The organism is Planctomycetota bacterium, assembly GCA_038746835.1.
Lineage (GTDB): Bacteria > Planctomycetota > Phycisphaerae > Tepidisphaerales > Tepidisphaeraceae > JBCDKH01.
This window is the reverse complement of record JBCDKH010000065.1, coordinates 1-17,036: the sequence shown is the minus strand read 5'-3', so window position 1 is coordinate 17,036 and position 17,036 is coordinate 1. Positions and strand designations below refer to the sequence as shown.

At 64.8% G+C, this 17,036-nt stretch carries 15 protein-coding genes; 3 read left to right on the top strand and 12 right to left on the bottom strand.

All coding sequences use genetic code 11. The features are described 5' to 3' along the window. The 5 genes from yajC to AAGI46_08420 all read right to left on the bottom strand — a co-directional run. Positions 1–402, bottom strand: a 402-nt coding sequence (gene yajC / locus AAGI46_08440; protein MEM1012236.1) for a preprotein translocase subunit YajC, incomplete at its 3' end; no start/stop codon positions are given. Then, positions 399–1,577, bottom strand: coding sequence for a tRNA guanosine(34) transglycosylase Tgt (gene tgt, locus AAGI46_08435; protein ID MEM1012235.1), 1,179 nt, complete (start codon positions 1,575–1,577; stop codon positions 399–401). The genes yajC and tgt, both read right to left, overlap by 4 nt. Beyond that, positions 1,558–2,373: a sterol desaturase family protein gene (locus AAGI46_08430; GenBank protein MEM1012234.1), complete on the bottom strand. Its 816-nt coding sequence runs from the start codon at positions 2,371–2,373 to the stop codon at positions 1,558–1,560. The genes tgt and AAGI46_08430 overlap by 20 nt, the downstream gene beginning before the upstream one ends. Continuing rightward, entirely contained in the window at positions 2,370–2,714 is a 345-nt protein-coding gene (locus AAGI46_08425) for a hypothetical protein (protein MEM1012233.1), read from the bottom strand. The genes AAGI46_08430 and AAGI46_08425 overlap by 4 nt, the downstream gene beginning before the upstream one ends. 46 nt (positions 2,715–2,760) lie before the next feature. After that, positions 2,761–4,209: a sulfatase-like hydrolase/transferase gene (locus tag AAGI46_08420; GenBank protein MEM1012232.1), complete on the bottom strand. Its 1,449-nt coding sequence runs from the start codon at positions 4,207–4,209 to the stop codon at positions 2,761–2,763. 408 nt (positions 4,210–4,617) lie between these two features. On the opposite strand from AAGI46_08420, the gene AAGI46_08415 reads away from it, so the two are divergent. Beyond that, entirely contained in the window at positions 4,618–8,490 is a 3,873-nt protein-coding gene (locus AAGI46_08415; protein MEM1012231.1) for a hypothetical protein, read from the top strand. 17 nt (positions 8,491–8,507) lie between these two features. On the opposite strand, the gene AAGI46_08410 is transcribed toward AAGI46_08415, so the two are convergent. The 4 genes from AAGI46_08410 to AAGI46_08395 form a co-directional block, all read right to left on the bottom strand. Beyond that, the gene (locus tag AAGI46_08410; protein ID MEM1012230.1) at positions 8,508–9,029 is read right to left on the bottom strand and encodes a hypothetical protein; all 522 of its coding nucleotides are present in this window, start codon (positions 9,027–9,029) and stop codon (positions 8,508–8,510) included. Then, entirely contained in the window at positions 9,004–9,528 is a 525-nt protein-coding gene (gene rrtA, locus AAGI46_08405; protein MEM1012229.1) for a rhombosortase, read from the bottom strand. The genes AAGI46_08410 and rrtA overlap by 26 nt, the downstream gene beginning before the upstream one ends. An 83-nt stretch (positions 9,529–9,611) precedes the next feature. Then, positions 9,612–9,764, bottom strand: coding sequence for a hypothetical protein (locus tag AAGI46_08400; GenBank protein ID MEM1012228.1), 153 nt, complete (start codon positions 9,762–9,764; stop codon positions 9,612–9,614). A 116-nt stretch (positions 9,765–9,880) separates the two neighbouring features. Beyond that, the gene (locus AAGI46_08395) at positions 9,881–10,201 is read right to left on the bottom strand and encodes a hypothetical protein (GenBank protein ID MEM1012227.1); all 321 of its coding nucleotides are present in this window, start codon (positions 10,199–10,201) and stop codon (positions 9,881–9,883) included. Between the two features lie 122 nt (positions 10,202–10,323). Between AAGI46_08395 and AAGI46_08390 the strand changes: the two genes are divergently transcribed. Then, positions 10,324–11,229 (top strand): sulfite exporter TauE/SafE family protein, encoded by a 906-nt coding sequence (locus AAGI46_08390; GenBank protein MEM1012226.1) that lies wholly within the window; start codon positions 10,324–10,326, stop codon positions 11,227–11,229. Between the two features lie 6 nt (positions 11,230–11,235). Then, positions 11,236–11,682: a hypothetical protein gene (locus tag AAGI46_08385; GenBank protein ID MEM1012225.1), complete on the top strand. Its 447-nt coding sequence runs from the start codon at positions 11,236–11,238 to the stop codon at positions 11,680–11,682. Positions 11,683–11,691: 9 nt separating this feature from the next. On the opposite strand, the gene AAGI46_08380 is transcribed toward AAGI46_08385, so the two are convergent. The 3 genes from AAGI46_08380 to AAGI46_08370 are packed head-to-tail and all read right to left on the bottom strand — an operon-like array spanning position 11,692 to position 16,841. Further along, positions 11,692–13,461, bottom strand: coding sequence for an arylsulfatase (locus AAGI46_08380; GenBank protein ID MEM1012224.1), 1,770 nt, complete (start codon positions 13,459–13,461; stop codon positions 11,692–11,694). Positions 13,462–13,480: 19 nt separating this feature from the next. Next, positions 13,481–14,902, bottom strand: coding sequence for a sulfatase-like hydrolase/transferase (locus tag AAGI46_08375; protein ID MEM1012223.1), 1,422 nt, complete (start codon positions 14,900–14,902; stop codon positions 13,481–13,483). 28 nt (positions 14,903–14,930) lie between these two features. Further along, positions 14,931–16,841, bottom strand: a complete 1,911-nt coding sequence (locus AAGI46_08370; protein ID MEM1012222.1) for an FAD-dependent oxidoreductase — start codon at positions 16,839–16,841, stop codon at positions 14,931–14,933. Positions 16,842–17,036: the final 195 nt, after the last annotated feature.

Sequence of the window (17,036 nt, the reverse complement as noted above, 5' to 3'; positions counted from 1 at the left end):
TTTTTCGGGTGCGTTCTTGGGCTCGACGCTGGCCAGCGCCTGTTTCTGGAACTTGAGCTTGGTGTTGCTGGTTTCGTCGACCTTGACGGTGACGTGATCGTCCGCGACGCCGACGACTGTGCCGAGGATGCCGCCGATGGTTGTGACCTTGTCGCCCTTGGCGACGGCGGCGATCATCTTCTGCGTCTCCTTCTGCTTCTTCCGCTGCGGGGCGATGAGGATGAGGTAGAAGAAGATGCCGATGAGGATGAACGGGACGAACGTCCGGAGCAGCTGGAAGGTCTGCGGTGCAGGCTCTTTGGCACCACCCTCGGACGCGCCTTCGACGGCCGCGGGGGCGACTTCCGTTGCGGCTTCCTGGGCGAGGGGGAGGAGGATGCTGGCAAGGTCCATCGTCGTCATGCGCGGTCGTGAGCTGGGCTGCTTGGAAGGTGCTTGTGGGGCGGACGGTCGCCCGAGTCGGCAGGGGCAATGTGGCACCGCGGGTCGTTGTCCCGAAAGTCGTCGAATCGCCCCGCCGCGATCGCCGTCCGCAGGTCGGCCATGAACCGACCGTAGAAGGCGAGGTTATGCAAGCTCGCCAGGATCGGCCCGAGCATCTCCCCGGCCAGGTAGAAGTGCCGAAGCGCCCCGCGGCTGTACGTCCGGCAAGTGTAACAGTCGCAATCCGGGTCGATCGGCCGGTCGTCGTCGGCAAACCTGGCGTTTTTCAGCCGCAGCGTCTCGCCGGCCGTCGTCCAGACGACCATTCCCCGGCCGTTCCGCGTCGGCAGGACGCAATCGAACATGTCCACGCCCTGGCTGACCGCCTCGACGATGTCGCGCGGGTAGCCGACGCCCATCAGATACCGCGGTTTCTCGGCCGGTAGTAACGACGTCGTCGATGCGAGCACCTTCTGCATCGCCTCGAACCCCTCGCCCACGGCCAGCCCGCCCAGCGCGTACCCGGGCAGATCGAACGCCGCCAGCTGCTCAGCGTGCTCTGCCCGAAGCTCCAGATCGACGCCGCCTTGCACGATGCCGAAGAGCGCCTGCTCGTCGGGACGGGCGTGGGCGTTCACGCACCGTTCCAGCCATCGCGTCGTCCGTTCCATCGCATCGAGTTGAACATCGCGTGGTGCGTCGCCCGCCGGGCAGTGGTCGAACGCCATGATGATGTCGGCCCCGAGCTGATTCTGGACTCGCATCGACCGCTCGGGCGTGAGCTGGTTCAGCGAGCCATCAAGATGGCTGCGAAAGGTGACGCCCTCTTCGGTCATCGTGCTCTGGTCGGCCAAGCTGAAGACCTGGAACCCGCCCGAGTCCGTCAGCATCGGCCCGCCCCACCCGCCGAACCGCTGCAGCCCGCCGAGCTTCGCGACGGTCTCCTCGCCGGGCCGGAGCATGAGGTGGTACGTGTTGCCCAGCACGCAACCCGCCCCACCGTCCCTCAGCCGGTCCGGCGTGATGCCCTTGACGCAACCCTGCGTCCCAACCGGCATGAACGCCGGTGTCGGGAACTGCCCGTGCGGCGTGGTGACGACACCCGTTCGAGCGGCTCCGTCCGTGTGCTGGATGTCAATCGTCACCGCCGGCACGACCGAGCGTAAGTCGTTCGTCGGCGTGCTTCTTTCGTCGGAATGGCCAGAGAAGCTGCCCGAGGTAGCTCTTGGGCGAGGGTTCTTCGACACCGAAGGCCTCGGGCTCGTGGCCCGGGTGGACGTACGTGCCGAAAAGCAGGTCGAAGATCGGCGAGACGTTCGCGTAGTTGCCGGCGTCGCGGGCCTTGTCGTGGTGCCAGTGGTGCAGCTCAGGAGCGCCGATCAGCACACGCAGCGGCCCGATCGGCAGTCGGACATTGGCGTGGATGAAAATCGCCCAGAGCCCTCGGAAGCCTGCGAATAGCGCCAAAGCCTCGACGGGAAACCCGAGGGCGAAGACCGGCAGGTTCACGAGCGTGATCGTGAAGATCGTGTCCAGCGGATGCTCCCGATGCGCCGCCAGCCAGTCGAGGTGCTCGGCCGAGTGGTGAATCGCGTGGAATCGCCAGAGGAACCCGACACGGTGCTGAAGGCGATGGCCCCAGTAGATCAGCCCGTCGCCTAGCAGGATGACGATCGGAAACTGCACCCACAGCGGCCAGCTCGCGACGGTGTCGACGATCGCGCTCGGCACGAGCCACCGCACGCCGCCACCGATCATCGCGACGACCCACAGGCACAGCCCGTTCCAGAGCACGTACTGGCCGACGAAGAAGCTGAGATCGAGCCAGAAGCCCGGCCGTCGCATCGGCTGATCGGGCTTTGCCGGAAAGACCCGCTCCAGCGGGCGGAAGATGAGCGCCATGACGACGAACATCGCCCCGGCGAAGAGGATGGTGTAGACGAGCGTCATTCGTCCGCCGCCCCTTCCCCCGCCGGCCGAGTCGTCGGTCGTTTGAGGTGACGCTCGAGTCTCTCGCGATTGGGGATGTAGACCTTGGTCGACCCCAGCGGCGGTGACGCGAACGGCGGCTCTGGCCAGTCGAGGATCGATCGCGTCGTCGGCTGGCTGGCCGGTTGTGTGGCGGCCTGCTCTTCCTCAAGTTGCCGCCGCTCTTCAATCATCCGAATCACATCTGGACTCGCACGCTTGGTGCTTGGCAACATGACCGTTGCGGTCAGGACCAGAAGCACCGCCGCGATGCCGACGGACCACAGGATCGTCACTCCCTGCTTCGCCCTTCGCCTGTTCATCGCAAGAAGGGTAACTCAGAAGCTGTCGGCTGCATCCGTCACGACTTCAAAATACCGAAGGCAACCGGTTGCCGCAGGGACGCAGGTCGGCGTCGTCCGGCACCGGTTGGCCCGTCGCGGCGAGGTGGTCGTTGAGGACGGCGCGCATTGGGCCGAGGTAGCTGTGGTCGCCGGAGAGGTCGGTTCGCTCCTGTGGGTCGGCGACGACGTCGAAGAGCTGCTCCTCGCCGGTCTGCTGGAAGCGGACGTACTTGAAGTCGCCCTCGACGACGTAGTGATTCGACGGTCGTCCCGACTCGATTTGGCCGAAGAGGCGATCGCGGACGTGCGGCGTCTGGCCGCGCAGGAACGGCATGAGCGTCTTGCCTTCGTTCGCGCCCGAAAGCGTCTCGGGCACGTCGGCCCCGGCGGCGTCGAGGATCGTCGCGGCAATGTCTTCGAGGCCGACCAACGCGTCGCTCGTGCCCGACTGCGTCTCCATGTTGAGACCGGTGACGAAAAGCGGCACATGTGCCGAGCCCTCGTACGGCAGGCTCTTCCGCCAGAGATGATGGTCGCCCAGCATCTCGCCGTGGTCGCTGGTGAAGAGGACCAGCGTCGGCTCGTGACGACGCGACGTGCCGTACTCGAAGTAGCGGTCCAGGACCGTGTTGATGCGATCGTCGACGTGTTGGATCAGCCCGAAGTAGCCGGCCATCGCGCGTCGCAGTTCAACGTCGTCGAAGGGACCGACGGCCCCATCGACAGGTCGGCCGGCGGAGCCTCTCTCTTCCAGGCCGCGTGCCCAGTCGCCGACGGTGGGCTTGGCGTCGTGGTCCTTGTACAGACCCCAATACGCTTGCGGCGGAACCAGTGGCGGGTGCGGTGCCCAGAACGACAGGTGCAGGAACCACGGCATCGACGGGTCACGCCGACGCGTCAGGAAGTCGACCGCCTCGTCCGCCAGCCACGAGGTCTGATGCAAATTCTCCTCGAGGTTGAACGGCCGGGCGACGCGTGAATTGCCGTTGAGGCCGTGGTTGTTCGGCTGAATGCGGGGGTCGAACGACTGCAGCCAGTGCGTGTAGTCGTTGTGCGGGTGGTACTTCGAGTCGGGCCGGTGGTTGGGCGAGTCGGACCGAACCATGTGGTCGAACCCGAACCGCTTGCGTTGCGGCCACTGGTGCAGCTTGCCGATCAGTTGCGTCTGGTAGCCGGCGTCTCCGACGAGCTGTGGCACGGTGAACGGCGGTTCCCAGTTCTTGCCGTCCTCATACCGCGTGAGTCCGTGCGACGTGGGATGATGCGCGGTCAGCAGCGTCCGCCTGGCCGGGATGCAGACCGGGCAGGTTGTGTAGCCCCGCGTGAAGTTGACGCCCTTCGCCGCCAACGCGTCGAGGTGCGGCGTCCGCAACGGCGTGGCGGGGTTGTTCAACCGCATCGCATCGAACCGCTGCTGGTCCGTCGTGATGAGCAAAATGTTCGGCCGATCCGGCGTCGCGACGGGCGTGGACATGGTGATGCGAGCGTACTGCTCGTGCGCATCGCGGTAAGAGAATCGCGCGACTCACAGGCGTCCAGAAGCTGGCTCATTGGATCAGAACCCGAAGTCGTGAAGCCCAATCGCAACGAGACCGCACTCAATTGCGTCCGCCGTCAAAGACGAACGGATCGAGTGGTCTGCGACGTCACTCTGAGCATCGTTGATGCAGACACGACGCTGGTTCTGCCGAACGGACCCCGACTCTCGCGCCGGAGCAGATCGGGAAACCGGACCAGAATCGCGCTCGCGCAGGTACCTTGTTCGTGTATCTTCGCGATTAAAAGCGCTCAAAAGATAGTTCGTAGGTGATAGAAAATGCCTTGCCAATCCAAGCCCCAGTTTCGTAATCGATCCGCCGTTCACGAGAGGCTTGAACGTCGGTTGCTGCTTGCTGGCGATGCCATCGCCGAGTCTTCGGATGATCCTGACGACACGTTCTTGGAGGCGACGGAGCTCTCGTTCGTCGGGCGGCGTGCGAATGTGGGCTTTCAGGACATCTCCGAAGGCAGCGACGTCGACCTCTACGGCTTCGAAGCCGATGCCGGCGACACGTTCGGTTTTGATCTGGACCCAACCAGCAGCCTCATTGGATCACTGCGTCTTCGTCTCTTCGACAGCATTGGGGTCGAGCTCGCTACGGAGACCGAGAATCAAGCTCCCGACGAGGTGTTTGGGACAGAGGCGAGCTTCGGCTACTTCGAGCACACGTTCTCGACAGCCGGCACGTTCTTCATCGGAGTCAGCGATGCCGAGAACGACCTCTACGACTCGACCAGCGGATCTGGCGATTCCACCTCTGGGTTCGGCGGAGCGTACACGCTCACGGTGACCGACCGGTTCGTGCGTCTGGGCAGTGGAGGTCGGTTCTACCCGACGACCGTCGAGTTCGTGGGCAACGACGATGCTGCGAACATCGACAACATGCAGATCGATTTTGGCGTCGCTAACTCCGTCAATCCGTCGCCGCACATCGACTTCCGACTGAATGGTGTGGAGGTTGACATCAACATCGCAGCCATTGAATCCAGTCTGCCGGTCACCGTGCTCGGACAGGCCGGGCGTGACGTCGTCGTCGTGCGTCAGATCAGCAATGCCGGGTTCGGTCGGCTCTTTGACCTTGTCGTCGAAACAGGATCAGGAAACGACGTTGTTCAGATTGGAAGCACGAACAACAGCCTTGATGATGTCGTGCCTGGCAACGTCGTCGTTAACACGGGTTCTGGAACCGATGAGGTGTTGGTTGTCGACACGCTGCAGATCGCAACTGCCTTTGACGTCAGTGACGGCAGCAGTGGACTCGTTCTGCGAAAGATAAATAGCGCCGCTGGCACGGTCACGGTTCAAGGAGCGACTGGCGACAAACTGCGCCTCTCGACAAGCGGCTCGGCCGCGCCGACGGTTCGTGTTTTCAGCCTCGGCACCGTGTCCGACAACGCACGCGTCGGCTTCGAGTTGTCGTCGCCAGACAACGCTTTCGTTCAAATCGGCGGCGGTGACCTGGACACGATCCGTGCCCCGATCACGCTTGACAGTTTCGGGCTGTTTGACCGAGTGACACTCGTCGACTTCGTCGGCGGTGGCGGGAATGACTTCAGCATCAACGCGACGACCGGCGATGCTGTTATCACCCGCGGCGGTCCGAGCTTCGGTGGCGTCACGCTCTTAAAGCCTGCACGAACCCTCAACATCTCCGCCGGAACAGGCGACAACAACTTGTTCGTCCAGGGCGATCTTGATCTCATCGCTGAGGAACTGAGCTTCGACGGTGGATCTGGCAACGACGTGCTCATCGTTGATGATGATGCGTCCACTGTCGGGCGCGACTACTCAATCGTCGGCGGGGTGCTCAGCCGATCGGGTGGTGTCCTCAGTCGGGTCGATCCGTTCGACGTCGAACAGATCACGCTCTTCGCGACGGACTTCAACGACAGCTTCCGCCTCGCGAGCAAACAGGCATCGCTCGACGTCGACATCTACGGCGAAGACGGCAATGACGTCTTTGACGTCTCGTTCGATTCAGGCGGAAACTCCATCGGACGCCTCGACTCTTTCGCCGGCAATACAACCGTGCGAGGCGGCCTCGGCAGCGATCAGGTCTTGCTCGACGACAACAACGACCTAGGTGGCGATGACGCGTACCGATTCGACCGGAGCACCGAGCCCAACTTCCTGTCGCTCACCAAGCCAGGCAACACGGGTGGCTTCGAGAGCTTTGCCATCCAAAACGTCGACGACATCAGCCTCGTCACCAACAACGCAAACAACGCTGTCGACATCCTCGCCACGCAGAACAACGCCACGATCCGAGTCGACACGGCTATCGGCGATGACACCATCACCGTCGGCGACGGTGACCTCGCGCTGAATCTGCGGAACGTCGACATTGACGGCGGCATCGGCACCGACACGCTGCACGTCGACGATCGCATCGGCACCGTCGGCTTCGACGGCTGGGACTTCTTCGCCGACCGCATCGTTCGCGACCCTGCTCGCGGCCAGACCACGTTCTACCAGGAGATCGAGTCGACCACCGTCACTGCGGGTGATCGCGGCGAGTCGTTCCGACTGCACGCGTTCACCGGCCCGCTCAAGCTTGACTTAGGTGGAGGAAATGATGATGCCTCGCTCACGCCCGTCGAACGCGACCTCGACGCACTCACTGGCCTCGTCTCCCTCCTTGGCGGCGCTGGCAATGACTCGCTCGTCGTCGACGACACGTCTGACGGCGGCTTCGACGACTACGTCCTGACCGCCGCCACACTTCGCAAGCCGGGGGCCTCCAACGGCATCTTCCCTGGACTCGACTTTGAGAGCTTCAGCTCGCTGCTATTCGAGGCGAGCAACGGCTTCAATGACATCGACATCCTCTCCACCGCCGCTGGGACGGAGGTGACCGTCGATGCCAACAATGGTGCTGATGAACTGACTGTCGGCGGCGGCGACCTCGACTCCAACATCCTCGGGCCGCTCATTCTTCGTGGCGGTGCCGACTCGTTCGACAATCCGATCATCTTCGACGACTCGCTCGACGGATTTGACGCCAACAGTGCCGACGTTCTCGTCTTCAACTCGCGACTCAGCCAAGACCGGCTTGTCAAAGGCAGCGGCCCCGAGATTCAGTTCAGCGGCGACCGCAACCTGATTCTCGGCAGCCCGCAGCCGACGCTGTACGACATCGACGGCACATCGTTCGACATCACCGAAATCGTCGCCGGGAACGCCGACGACACGTTCCGACTGAGCCCAACCACCCGAAGGCTTGACGACATCCGTCAGGCGGTCGTGCTCCGTGGCAACGGCGGCTTCGACACGCTCATCGCCGACGATTCGATCAGCACGAGCGCACGCGACCTCACGCTCAATGTCGATCCGGGTAGTGCGCAGTCCGGAAGCCTGCGTACGTCGCCCAGCACCGGCACGACCACCCTCGCCTCGTTCGACGGCATCGACGCCTTCGACATCACCACCGGCAGCGGTGCCAACACCATCCTCGTTACAGGCGAGCCCGGCGTCACCACGATTCGCACCGGCGCTGGCAGCGATGTGATCGACATCGAGGGCCAGCGTCCCGGCGAGCTGTTCACGATCGACGCCGGACCAGGCGATGACGTTCTCCGCCTCAACGACGACGAAGTCGGCACGACGCGTGTAGCGCTTCCGGGCAGCCAGACCTTCAGCGATCTCCAGCTCTTCGCGGGCGCCACGCTCGAAATCGCTCCAGGCGTTCAGAGTCTCGTGGACGTGAGCAACACCTTCGGTCTGCCAAACATCGGATCGTCGGCGCCACTCTTGGACCTGAGCGACAGCACACTCATCCTCCGCGACCGAGCGCCTGGCGACGACACCTTCTTCCAGACTCGCATTGAGCAGGCTTACGCGGGCGGCACTTGGCTGGGAACGCAAGGCCTGACCAGCAGCGTCTCTCGCGACTCGTCGCTGGCTGACGGCATCGGCTACGGCTACGCCAACACACTCGGGCTCTCGACGATCTCCGGCACGTCACTCAACAGCAACGACTTCGTTCTGAGCTACGCCCTCCTCGGCGACGCCGATCTCAGCGGCAGCGTGGATCTTGCCGACTTCGGCCGACTCCGCAGCGGCTTCGGCCAGGCGTCGTTCTGGGCGTCAGGCGACTTCACCTACGACGCGACGACTCAGCTCGACGACTTCGGCCTGCTCCGAGCAAACTTTGGCCTTTCGTCGTCATCCGCTCGTTCGGCCAGCACCCTCTTCGATCGCGATGACGACGCGTGAGTTTTCAGGCACGCACGTCACCCTCGCTCGGCCCAATTGGGAAACCGCGACCAGAAGAGCCGCAGGCCACGCTCCCACCAGCGTTCGAACTTCGGCGTGACGAAGCTATCGAGTCGGACACGCAGCGTGCTCGTTGCGTCGTCCTTGCGATCGACCCAGAGCTGCAGTCGCGTCGGGCGGACCAGGCGGAGCGAAATGGCGTAGCTGCCGTAGCCGTACTGCAGGTCGCGATAGCCGCCGGTGCCGTCGTCGTCCGGTGGGCGGACGTCGCCGACGCGGCCGTGGACGCTGAGCAGCGGGCCGTGATGGATGTTCAAGACGCCCTGCTGCATGCCCGACACGCCAAGGTTCGGATCATCGATGAACTCCACGCGGAACGGCCAGACCTGGGACTCCGTGAACGTCCGCGGATCGTTCAACCACTCCCACAGCGGCCGAACCGGTCGGCGGACGGTCCACGTCCGCTCGAAGGCGTGATCGACGAAGTGGGCCGGCGCCGCGTTGGGGGCGAGGTCAACGTTCGTCACCCGGTCGGCCACGGCAGAAGGTAGCCACGATGCCGGCAGCCGCACCTGCGATGTGGACGCTCGGCAGGCTCTCGAATGTGCCGTCGACAAACAGCGCATCGCCCGCGATCACTTCACCCAGAACCTTCGCGACAAGGCCGACGAGCAGCACGAGCGACGCCAGCAGATCCCCGCGTTGCCACAGGACAACACCGCAAGCGGCGACTAGTCCACACGCGATGCCGCTCAACCCGCGGTACGTTGCGAGGTCCGTCTCCACGGTCGCGAACACCATCGATCCGTACAAGAGCGCCAGCACCACGGCAATCATCATCGCACGCCGCGACAGCCGTTCGAGCCAGATACCGAAGACGGCGGTCATCACAACGTCCCACAGCTGGTGCGAAGTGTTCCAGTGAACCAGGTGCCCCGTGAGCCACCGCCACAGCTCGCCCGTGACGTCGCGATCGACCTTCAGCGACGACGCGAACGGCTGCGCTGCCAAACTCGCTAGGACGAGCGCGAGCGTCACCCACGGCCATCGTCTCTCGCCAAGCCGGCGGCGACGGTTTCCCGTCGTCGCCGGTGTGCGTGAGGCTGTCACAGCCCCGCCGCTCATGATGCCACCACCTCCGCGCGTCGGCGACGCAGACCCAGCAGGCTCGACCCGCCGAGGATCATCGCGACTTCCATCGGCCCGAACGCCCCGCCGCCACCGCCTCGACGATTCCGCCCGAAGCTCGGCAGATCGCCACTACTCGGACGCACGTCAGGCTGCTGCGCCTGCGGACGTTGCGGTGTCTGACGATCGGTAACCGGTGACGCCTCCACCGGCAGGCTCGCGTGCTGCGGACGCGGGGCGATCTGCTCGGCTGCGCGATCGCTCAGCGCCTCCGGCGCGTCTCGGCCTTGGCCTCGCGGTCGCGACTGATGCGGAGCGCGTTGCGTCGCTCGATGTTCCACCGGCGGTACTCGGCGTCGTTCTCCAGGACAATGAAGCTCGTGTACTCGCTGGCGATGCTGAATGCCTCGCCCAGACGAACGACCTCGTCGATCGTTTGCTGCGTCCGTCGGCCGGCGCGATCGTCGGCTTTGAGCAGCTCATCGATGCGGTGCCACGCCCACATCCCCTCGACCTCCGGATTCCCGCCGCCGGCCTTGCCCTCGACCGCCGGACAGTCGCTTCGCGGTTGGAACGAGCGCAACAGTGGTTAGAGCTAAGGCCGGCCGCGATGAGCTGTGAGCGGCTAGGTCTTAAGCCCTTGTCGCGAGCAACTCCGGGCGGATTGCGACATCGGTCAGGCGAGCCGTTACGGTGCCGGCCCTCGTGTTCGGAACCGCCCTGTTGCCTCTTGTGTCGGATGCCTCGCTGGCGGTGGCGCAGAGTGATGCGCTGCCTTGGTGGGCGTGGCCGTTGTTGCTGTTTGTGTTCTGCTTCGTGCTGGGGATCGTGGCGATTCTGGCGGGTGTGGGCGGGGGCGTGTTGTACGTGCCGCTGGTGAGTTGGTTGTTTCCGTTTCACCTCGACTTCGTTCGCGGGGCCGGGCTGTTCATGGCGCTCGCGGGGGCGCTCACGGCCGGGCCGAGGTTGCTCAGGAACGATCTGGCGACGTTGCGGCTCACGTTGCCGTTTGCGCTGGTGGCGTCGACGTTTTCGATCGTCGGGGCTTTGCTCGGGCTCGGGCTGCCGACGCATTTGGTGCAGCTGTGCCTTGGCATCCTGATTCTGGGCGTGACGGCGCTCACGATCGCCTCGAAGAACACCGAGCGGCCGATCGTCAGCAGGCAGGATGCGATCGGACGGGCGCTCGGGCTGAGCGGTTTCTACACCGACGCAGCGACGGGCGAGCGGATCGAGTGGAAGACGCACCGGACGTGGCTCGGGCTGCTGCTCTTTGCGCTCATCGGCGTCATCGCGGGCATGTTCGGGCTCGGGGCGGGTTGGGCGAATGTGCCGGCCTTGAACCTGGTGCTGGGTCTGCCGTTGAAGCTGAGCGTCGGGTCGAGCGTGTTCATTTTGAGCGTGACGGACACGTCCGCCGCGTGGATCTACTTCCACCGCGGGGCGGTGTTGCCGATGGTGGCGGTGCCGAGCGTGGTGGGTTTGATGCTCGGGTCGCTCGTCGGTGTGCGGCTGCTGTCCGTGGTGAAGCCGAAGGCGATTCGTTATCTCGTGATCGGCATGCTCGGGCTCGCGGGTCTTCGGGCGTTGCTGAAGGGTTTTGGCATCTGACGATTCATGACCGACGACGCAACGCCACCGCCGACCGACGTCCTCCGCCCGGCCACGCCGGAGCGGTATCGGTACGCGCGGATCATCGACGTCGGCACGAAGGTGTCACTGGTGCTGCTTGTCGTCACGTTCGGGGTCTACGTCACCGGCGTCGTACCCTCGGGCGTGCCGCGGAGCGAGGTGGTCGCGCACTGGCACGAGCCGGCGGAGACGCTCGCCGAGACGACCGGGAGCACCATCGGCTGGGCGTGGCTGACGGACATCGGTCGCGGCGATCACCTGCCGTTCCTCGGCCTGGCACTCCTGGGCGTGCTGACGATCGTCGGCTACGCGAGCCTCGTGCCTACCTACGTGCTCAAGCGTCGCAAGGTCTACCTGGTGATCGTGCTGATTCAGATCGCCGTCCTCGTCTTCGCCGCCGCGAACGTCCTCGGCGGTCTGGGCGGGCATTGAGCGTGCCGATCACGACGCGGGATCGATGTACGCGTAGTACGCGCCGCGCTCGGTGCCGTCGTCGGTGGTGAAGGTCGAGTGGACGCGGAAGCGACCGGCTGGGAGGTCGACAGCGTGGGTGACGTGCGTTTGCTCGGCGTCGACTGGTGTCGTGCGTTCCAGCAGCACCGTGTCGGCCGCGTCGTCGACGATCCTGAGCGTGGCCTGGCGAATCGGCAGTGCGACGCCGGCCGGCCTATTGGAGACGTGCGGCACGCCGGTCCGGGCGGGGACGCTCTGGGTGATCGCGGCGTCGGCCTCGCGTGGCCAGCGGCGTAGCTCGATGGTGAACCGCCCCGGCTCGCGCACGTCGATCAACCAGTAGCCGTTCTGCACCACGCCGAGTCGGCAGTGATCCTGGTCGTAGATGCCGGTCGGCTGCGTCGTGCCGTGCCACGCGTGGGCGGTCATCGTGACGCTCGAGTCGCGGTCGAGGTAAAACGGCCAGACTTGCTCGAAGCCGTCGCTCAGCCGGTCCCACCAGGCTTCGTAGAGCTGCATGAGCTTCCCGGCGACGTCGGGCTCGGCGTCAATCAGGTTGGCGCGTTGGCCTGGGTCGTCGTCGGCGTGGGTCAACTCGCGCGAGCCCGGGCCGAACTCGGTGGTCTGGACGAGCCGCCAGTCGCGGGTGAGGACCTCGAAGTCTTTGTATTTTTCGGGATTGTCGCGTTGCTGATTGTGCACGATCAGCGGTCGATCGGGTGTGTCGTCGCGATCGAACAGGCCTGCGATGTCGATGCCGTCGACGTCGCCGATGTCGAGCCCGCAGGCTTCGGCGAGCGTCGGCAGCAGATCGAAGTGTGCGGTGAGCGAGCCGATCGCCCTGCCGCCGATCCAGCCGCCGGCGGGCCATTGCATGAGGCAGAGGTTGCGGTGTCCGCCGTCGGTGGCCCAGCACTTTTTCCCACGTAGACCTGCATTGAAGCCGTCGTTGACGAAGCCGTCCTTGTCGACGGTCGCACCGCAGGCCGTGCCGTTGTCGCCGAGGTAGATGACGATGGTGTCGTCGGCGATGCCGAGCTGATCGAGTCGATCGCGCAGCTTGCCGACGTTCTCGTCGAGATTGGCGATCATGCCGAAGAAGTTCGCCCGCGGCTGCGGCACGCCCTGATTGACGTACGGCCGGGCGTAGTGCTCGTGGACGTCGTAGGGCGAGTGCGGCGCGTTGGTTGCGAGGTAGCAGAAGAACGGCTGATCGTTTCGGGTCTGGTGTTCGATGAAACGCGTCGCCTCGTCGAACCAGACGTCGGTGCAGTAGGTGTCTTCGAAGCATTCGGGCTGGCCGTTGCGTTCGAACGTGGCGTTGAAGTAGTCGTTGTTCCAGTGATCGGGCATTTCGCCAATCACGCCGCCGCCGTGGTAGAGAGCGTCGTCGAAGCCACGGTCGTGAGGCAGGTAGCCGGCCGAGTCGCCGAGATGCCACTTGCCGAACATGCCGGTGCGGTAGCCGCGTCCCTTGAACGCGTCGGCCATCGTGGGCAGGTCGCGATTGAGAAAGTACCGGCCGGTCAGCGTGCTCCAGACGCCTGCCCGTGCCGAGTAGCAGCCCGTCATCAGCGCCGCCCGCGTCGGCGCGCACATCGGGTCGACGTGGAACTGCTGGAGCTGCACGGCGTCGCTGTGCAGGCGATCAAGCTCGGGCGTCTTGAGCCACGGATTGCCCGTGCAACCGAAGTCGCCGTAGCCCTGATCGTCCGTGACGATCAGGACGACGTTGGGCGGTTTGCGATCCGAGGGCATCGACACGAAGGCGACTCTTCTATTCGGCCATCAGCTCGCTGTCGTATAGCTCGCCGAGACGCTTGTGATACGGGAGCGTTCCGAGCATGTCGTTCCGCTGATTGTCGGCGTTCCACGCGTGCCAGAGATCGAGAAGCCGTTGCAACTCGTCGGGACGGCTGGAGGCAAGGTCGGTCTTTTCGCCGAGGTCGGCCGAGAGGTCAAAGAGTGCGACCTTGTCCGACTCCCAGCTGGGCTTGACGAGCTTGAGGTCGCCGGATCGCAGCGCGAACCGCGAGCCGTTGTGCCCACGCCAGAACAGGACGTCATGCGGGTCGCCTTCGCGCTCGCGGGTGAGAAACGGCACGATGTTGCGGCCTTCCAACTCGTCGCCCGCGTCGGCACCAGCGAGTTCGACCGCCGTGCGCGCGATGTCGATCGCGATCACCGGCCGGTCATAGTGCACGCCAGCTGGCAGTCGCGCCGGCCAGGAGACCAGGAATGGCACGCGGCTACCGCCTTCATACATGGACCCTTTCCCGGCCCGCAGCGGTTTGTTGTCCGATCCGTTGCCCTTGCCGCCCGCACGATCGGGTCGTGGTTCGGGGCCGCCGTTGTCGCTGAGGAAGACGACCATTGTGTCGTCGCGAACGCCTTGCGCTTCGAGGGCGTCGAGGATTTGCCCGATCCCACGATCCATCGCGTGCACCATCGCGGCGTAGGTTCGTCGACGCGGATCCTCGATGTGGCTGTGTCGCTCGATGTCCTCTTCGGGCGCTTGAAGCGGCTGGTGCGGTGCGTTGTACGCGACGAAGAGGAAGAACGGCTCGTCCTTGCCAGCGGAGCGTTCGACGAAAGCGACCGCATCGTGGCTCAGCGCATCGGTGAGGTAGCCGTCAAAAGTCGCGGGCTTTTCGTTGCGGATGAGCCCGGCCTTGTAGCTCTCGTAGACGGGAAGCGTCAGGTTGATCTCGAAGTAGTCGTGCCCGCCGCCGAGAAATCCGTAGAAGTAGTCGAAACCTCGGTTGAGCGGGTGGAACGGAGCCGCCGCGCCGAGGTGCCATTTGCCGACGCCGCCGGTGTGGTAGCCGGCGTCTTGGAGTCTTTTGACGAAGGTCGTCTGGTCGACGCTGAGCCCGAGGTTGGGGTTGGCCGGATCGAAGGCAGGGTTGACCTCGTGGCCGAAACGCGCCTGATAGCGACCCGTGATGAACCCGGCACGCGACGGTCCGCAGAACGGATGCGTCACGTAGCCCGACGTGCAGACCACGCCCTCTTGGGCGAGACGATCGAGACCAGGCGTGAAGATGTCAGTGCAGCCGTGCGCGCCGAGGTCGGCATAGCCCATGTCGTCGGCCATGATGACGACGATGTTCGGCCGCGTGTCCTCGGCTGCCGAAACGCTGCAACACAAGGCGAGGGCGACGACCGCTAGAACCTTGAACAGAGGCGTGTTCGTCATGGCATGCTGTTTGGGTGTGGCGAGCCGGTCACGCGACCTGGCCGTGGCTGCGGATGGCGTTTTCGACGTTGGCAGGCGGTGCGAGATCCTCCGGCGACACCTGGGCCAGCCGCTGGGCCCAGGTCGTTGGCTCGATGGGCGGGCGCACCGGTGCAAGCGTTTCGTTGGTCGGTTCGACGGCGAAGACGCGCGCGGTCGCGCGGCCCCAGGTGGCGTCAATGGTGAGTCGCAGTGCGGTGACAGGCGTGTCCGAATCGAGCGGCACTCGGACGAGACGCTGGTGGTTGTCCGACACCGCAGCAGCACGCTGCCAGTCGTCGGCGTCGTCGCGCGTTTCAAGGGTGAAGCCGCGGACCAGCTCGCCTGGGACGAGGCAGCGATCGCCCTTCTGCGGAAAGGCGCACGGCATGCGCTTGTCGTTGTTCAGGTTGCTGTCGAAGACCAGCCGGACGCCGCCGAGCTTTTGGGGCTGGTCCCAGGTGAAGGTGACCTGATCGCCGGGGGAGGCGACCCAGGCGTGGGACGCGTCGGCGGAGTCGCGATCATGTCCGTCGACAAGGCAATCCGCGCCGTCGCCGCCGCCGCTGATCTGTGCGACGGTGGCGGACTCGGGCAGGAGCCGATCGACACCCGGCAGCCAGCAATCGTCGTGTTGTAGCCGCTGCTGTAGCCGTTGCAGAGGCAGGCCGCTGCGCAGGTCGCGCGGGAGCCGGTTGTCTCGTGCACACATTCCCGCCGCGGTGCCGGCGGCCTGGCCGAGGATGGCGCACGTGGCCATGACGCGGGTGGAGGAAAGTGCCGCGTGCGTCACGCTGATGTTGCGCCCGGCGAACATCAGGTTCGGCACGTTCTTCGAATAGAGACACCGGTACGGAATGCCGTACGGCGAGGGCGCGTCGTGGAAGATCGTCGGCTCATCCGGATAGAGCATGCCGGCCGGATGATGGTCGTCCATGCTCCAGCCGCCGTAGGCGACGGTGTCGGCGAATCGTCCGCCGTCGCGGAGGTCGTTCTGCGTGAGGACGTGATCGCCGACGTAGCGACGATTCTCGCGTTTGCCCGGCAGCGAGCCGACGAAGGCGAGCGCCCAGTTGCGACTCTTCTCACGTTCGGGCGCGACGTTCTTGAGGTAGTCCCAAACGCCGTAGACCGTGCGCATGAGGTCGTCGCGAATCACCTCGGCGTCGGCGATCGTGTCCTGGAGTCCGCCGAGTTCGATCCACCAGAAGTTGTGCGTCCGCAAGCCGTCACGGATGCGGTGTTCGAACTGGTCGGGCGACTCGAACTGGTATGCCCAGTCAGGGGCTGTGAACGGCTGGGCTTCGTCGGTCTTTCGGACTTGGATGAGCAGCGTGTTGCCCATCGTCTTGGCGTCGGGCTTGGCCGGCTGGATGTCTTCGTCGAACTCGTCGCACGACTCACGTCCGGTCCTGACCAGCGCCCCGCTGATGGGTGCGAGGATGCTGTCGCCGCTGCAATCGACGAAGACCTTTGCCTCGATGTCGTGCCAAGCCTGGGTCGTCAATTGCCATGCACGCACCGAACGGAGCTTGTCGCCGTCCATGGTGCCTGCGTTGACGGAGCAGTTGAGCAGCGTCGTGAGGTTCGGCTCGAACGACGCCTTGGCCCAGAGGGCCGCGTCCCACAGGCAGTAGTCGAGTGCAGGATTGTGGCGAAAGTTGTCGAGCTGAATCTCTTCGAGAATGCCCGTTTCCTTGTTGTTTTTGCCGCGAGCGCCGCAGATCCACATGCGGACCTCCGACGACGCGTTGCCGCCCAGGACGGGCCGATCGTGGATGAGCACGGTCTTGGCGCCGTTGCGGGAAGACGCGATCGCTGCACACAGCCCCGCCATCCCACCGCCGACCACGCAAACGTCGAACTCATGTTTGATTGTCGAAAGTCCGGTTTCCCTGCGCTCGCGGGTTTCGTGTTGCATCGTTGACTCAACGTACGTCACGGCTGTGCCAATTGCTCGTATTCCGACGGGAGCTGAGGCTCGGGCACCACGCCCTCGGGGAAGTCGAGGATGCGATCGTGGGCGCCGGGTGCGAAGTTGCTGAAGTGGTATTCGTTGCGTTCGTTCCAGGCCGCCTCGACCCGGCCGTCGCCGAGGATGATCGTGGCGAGCTTG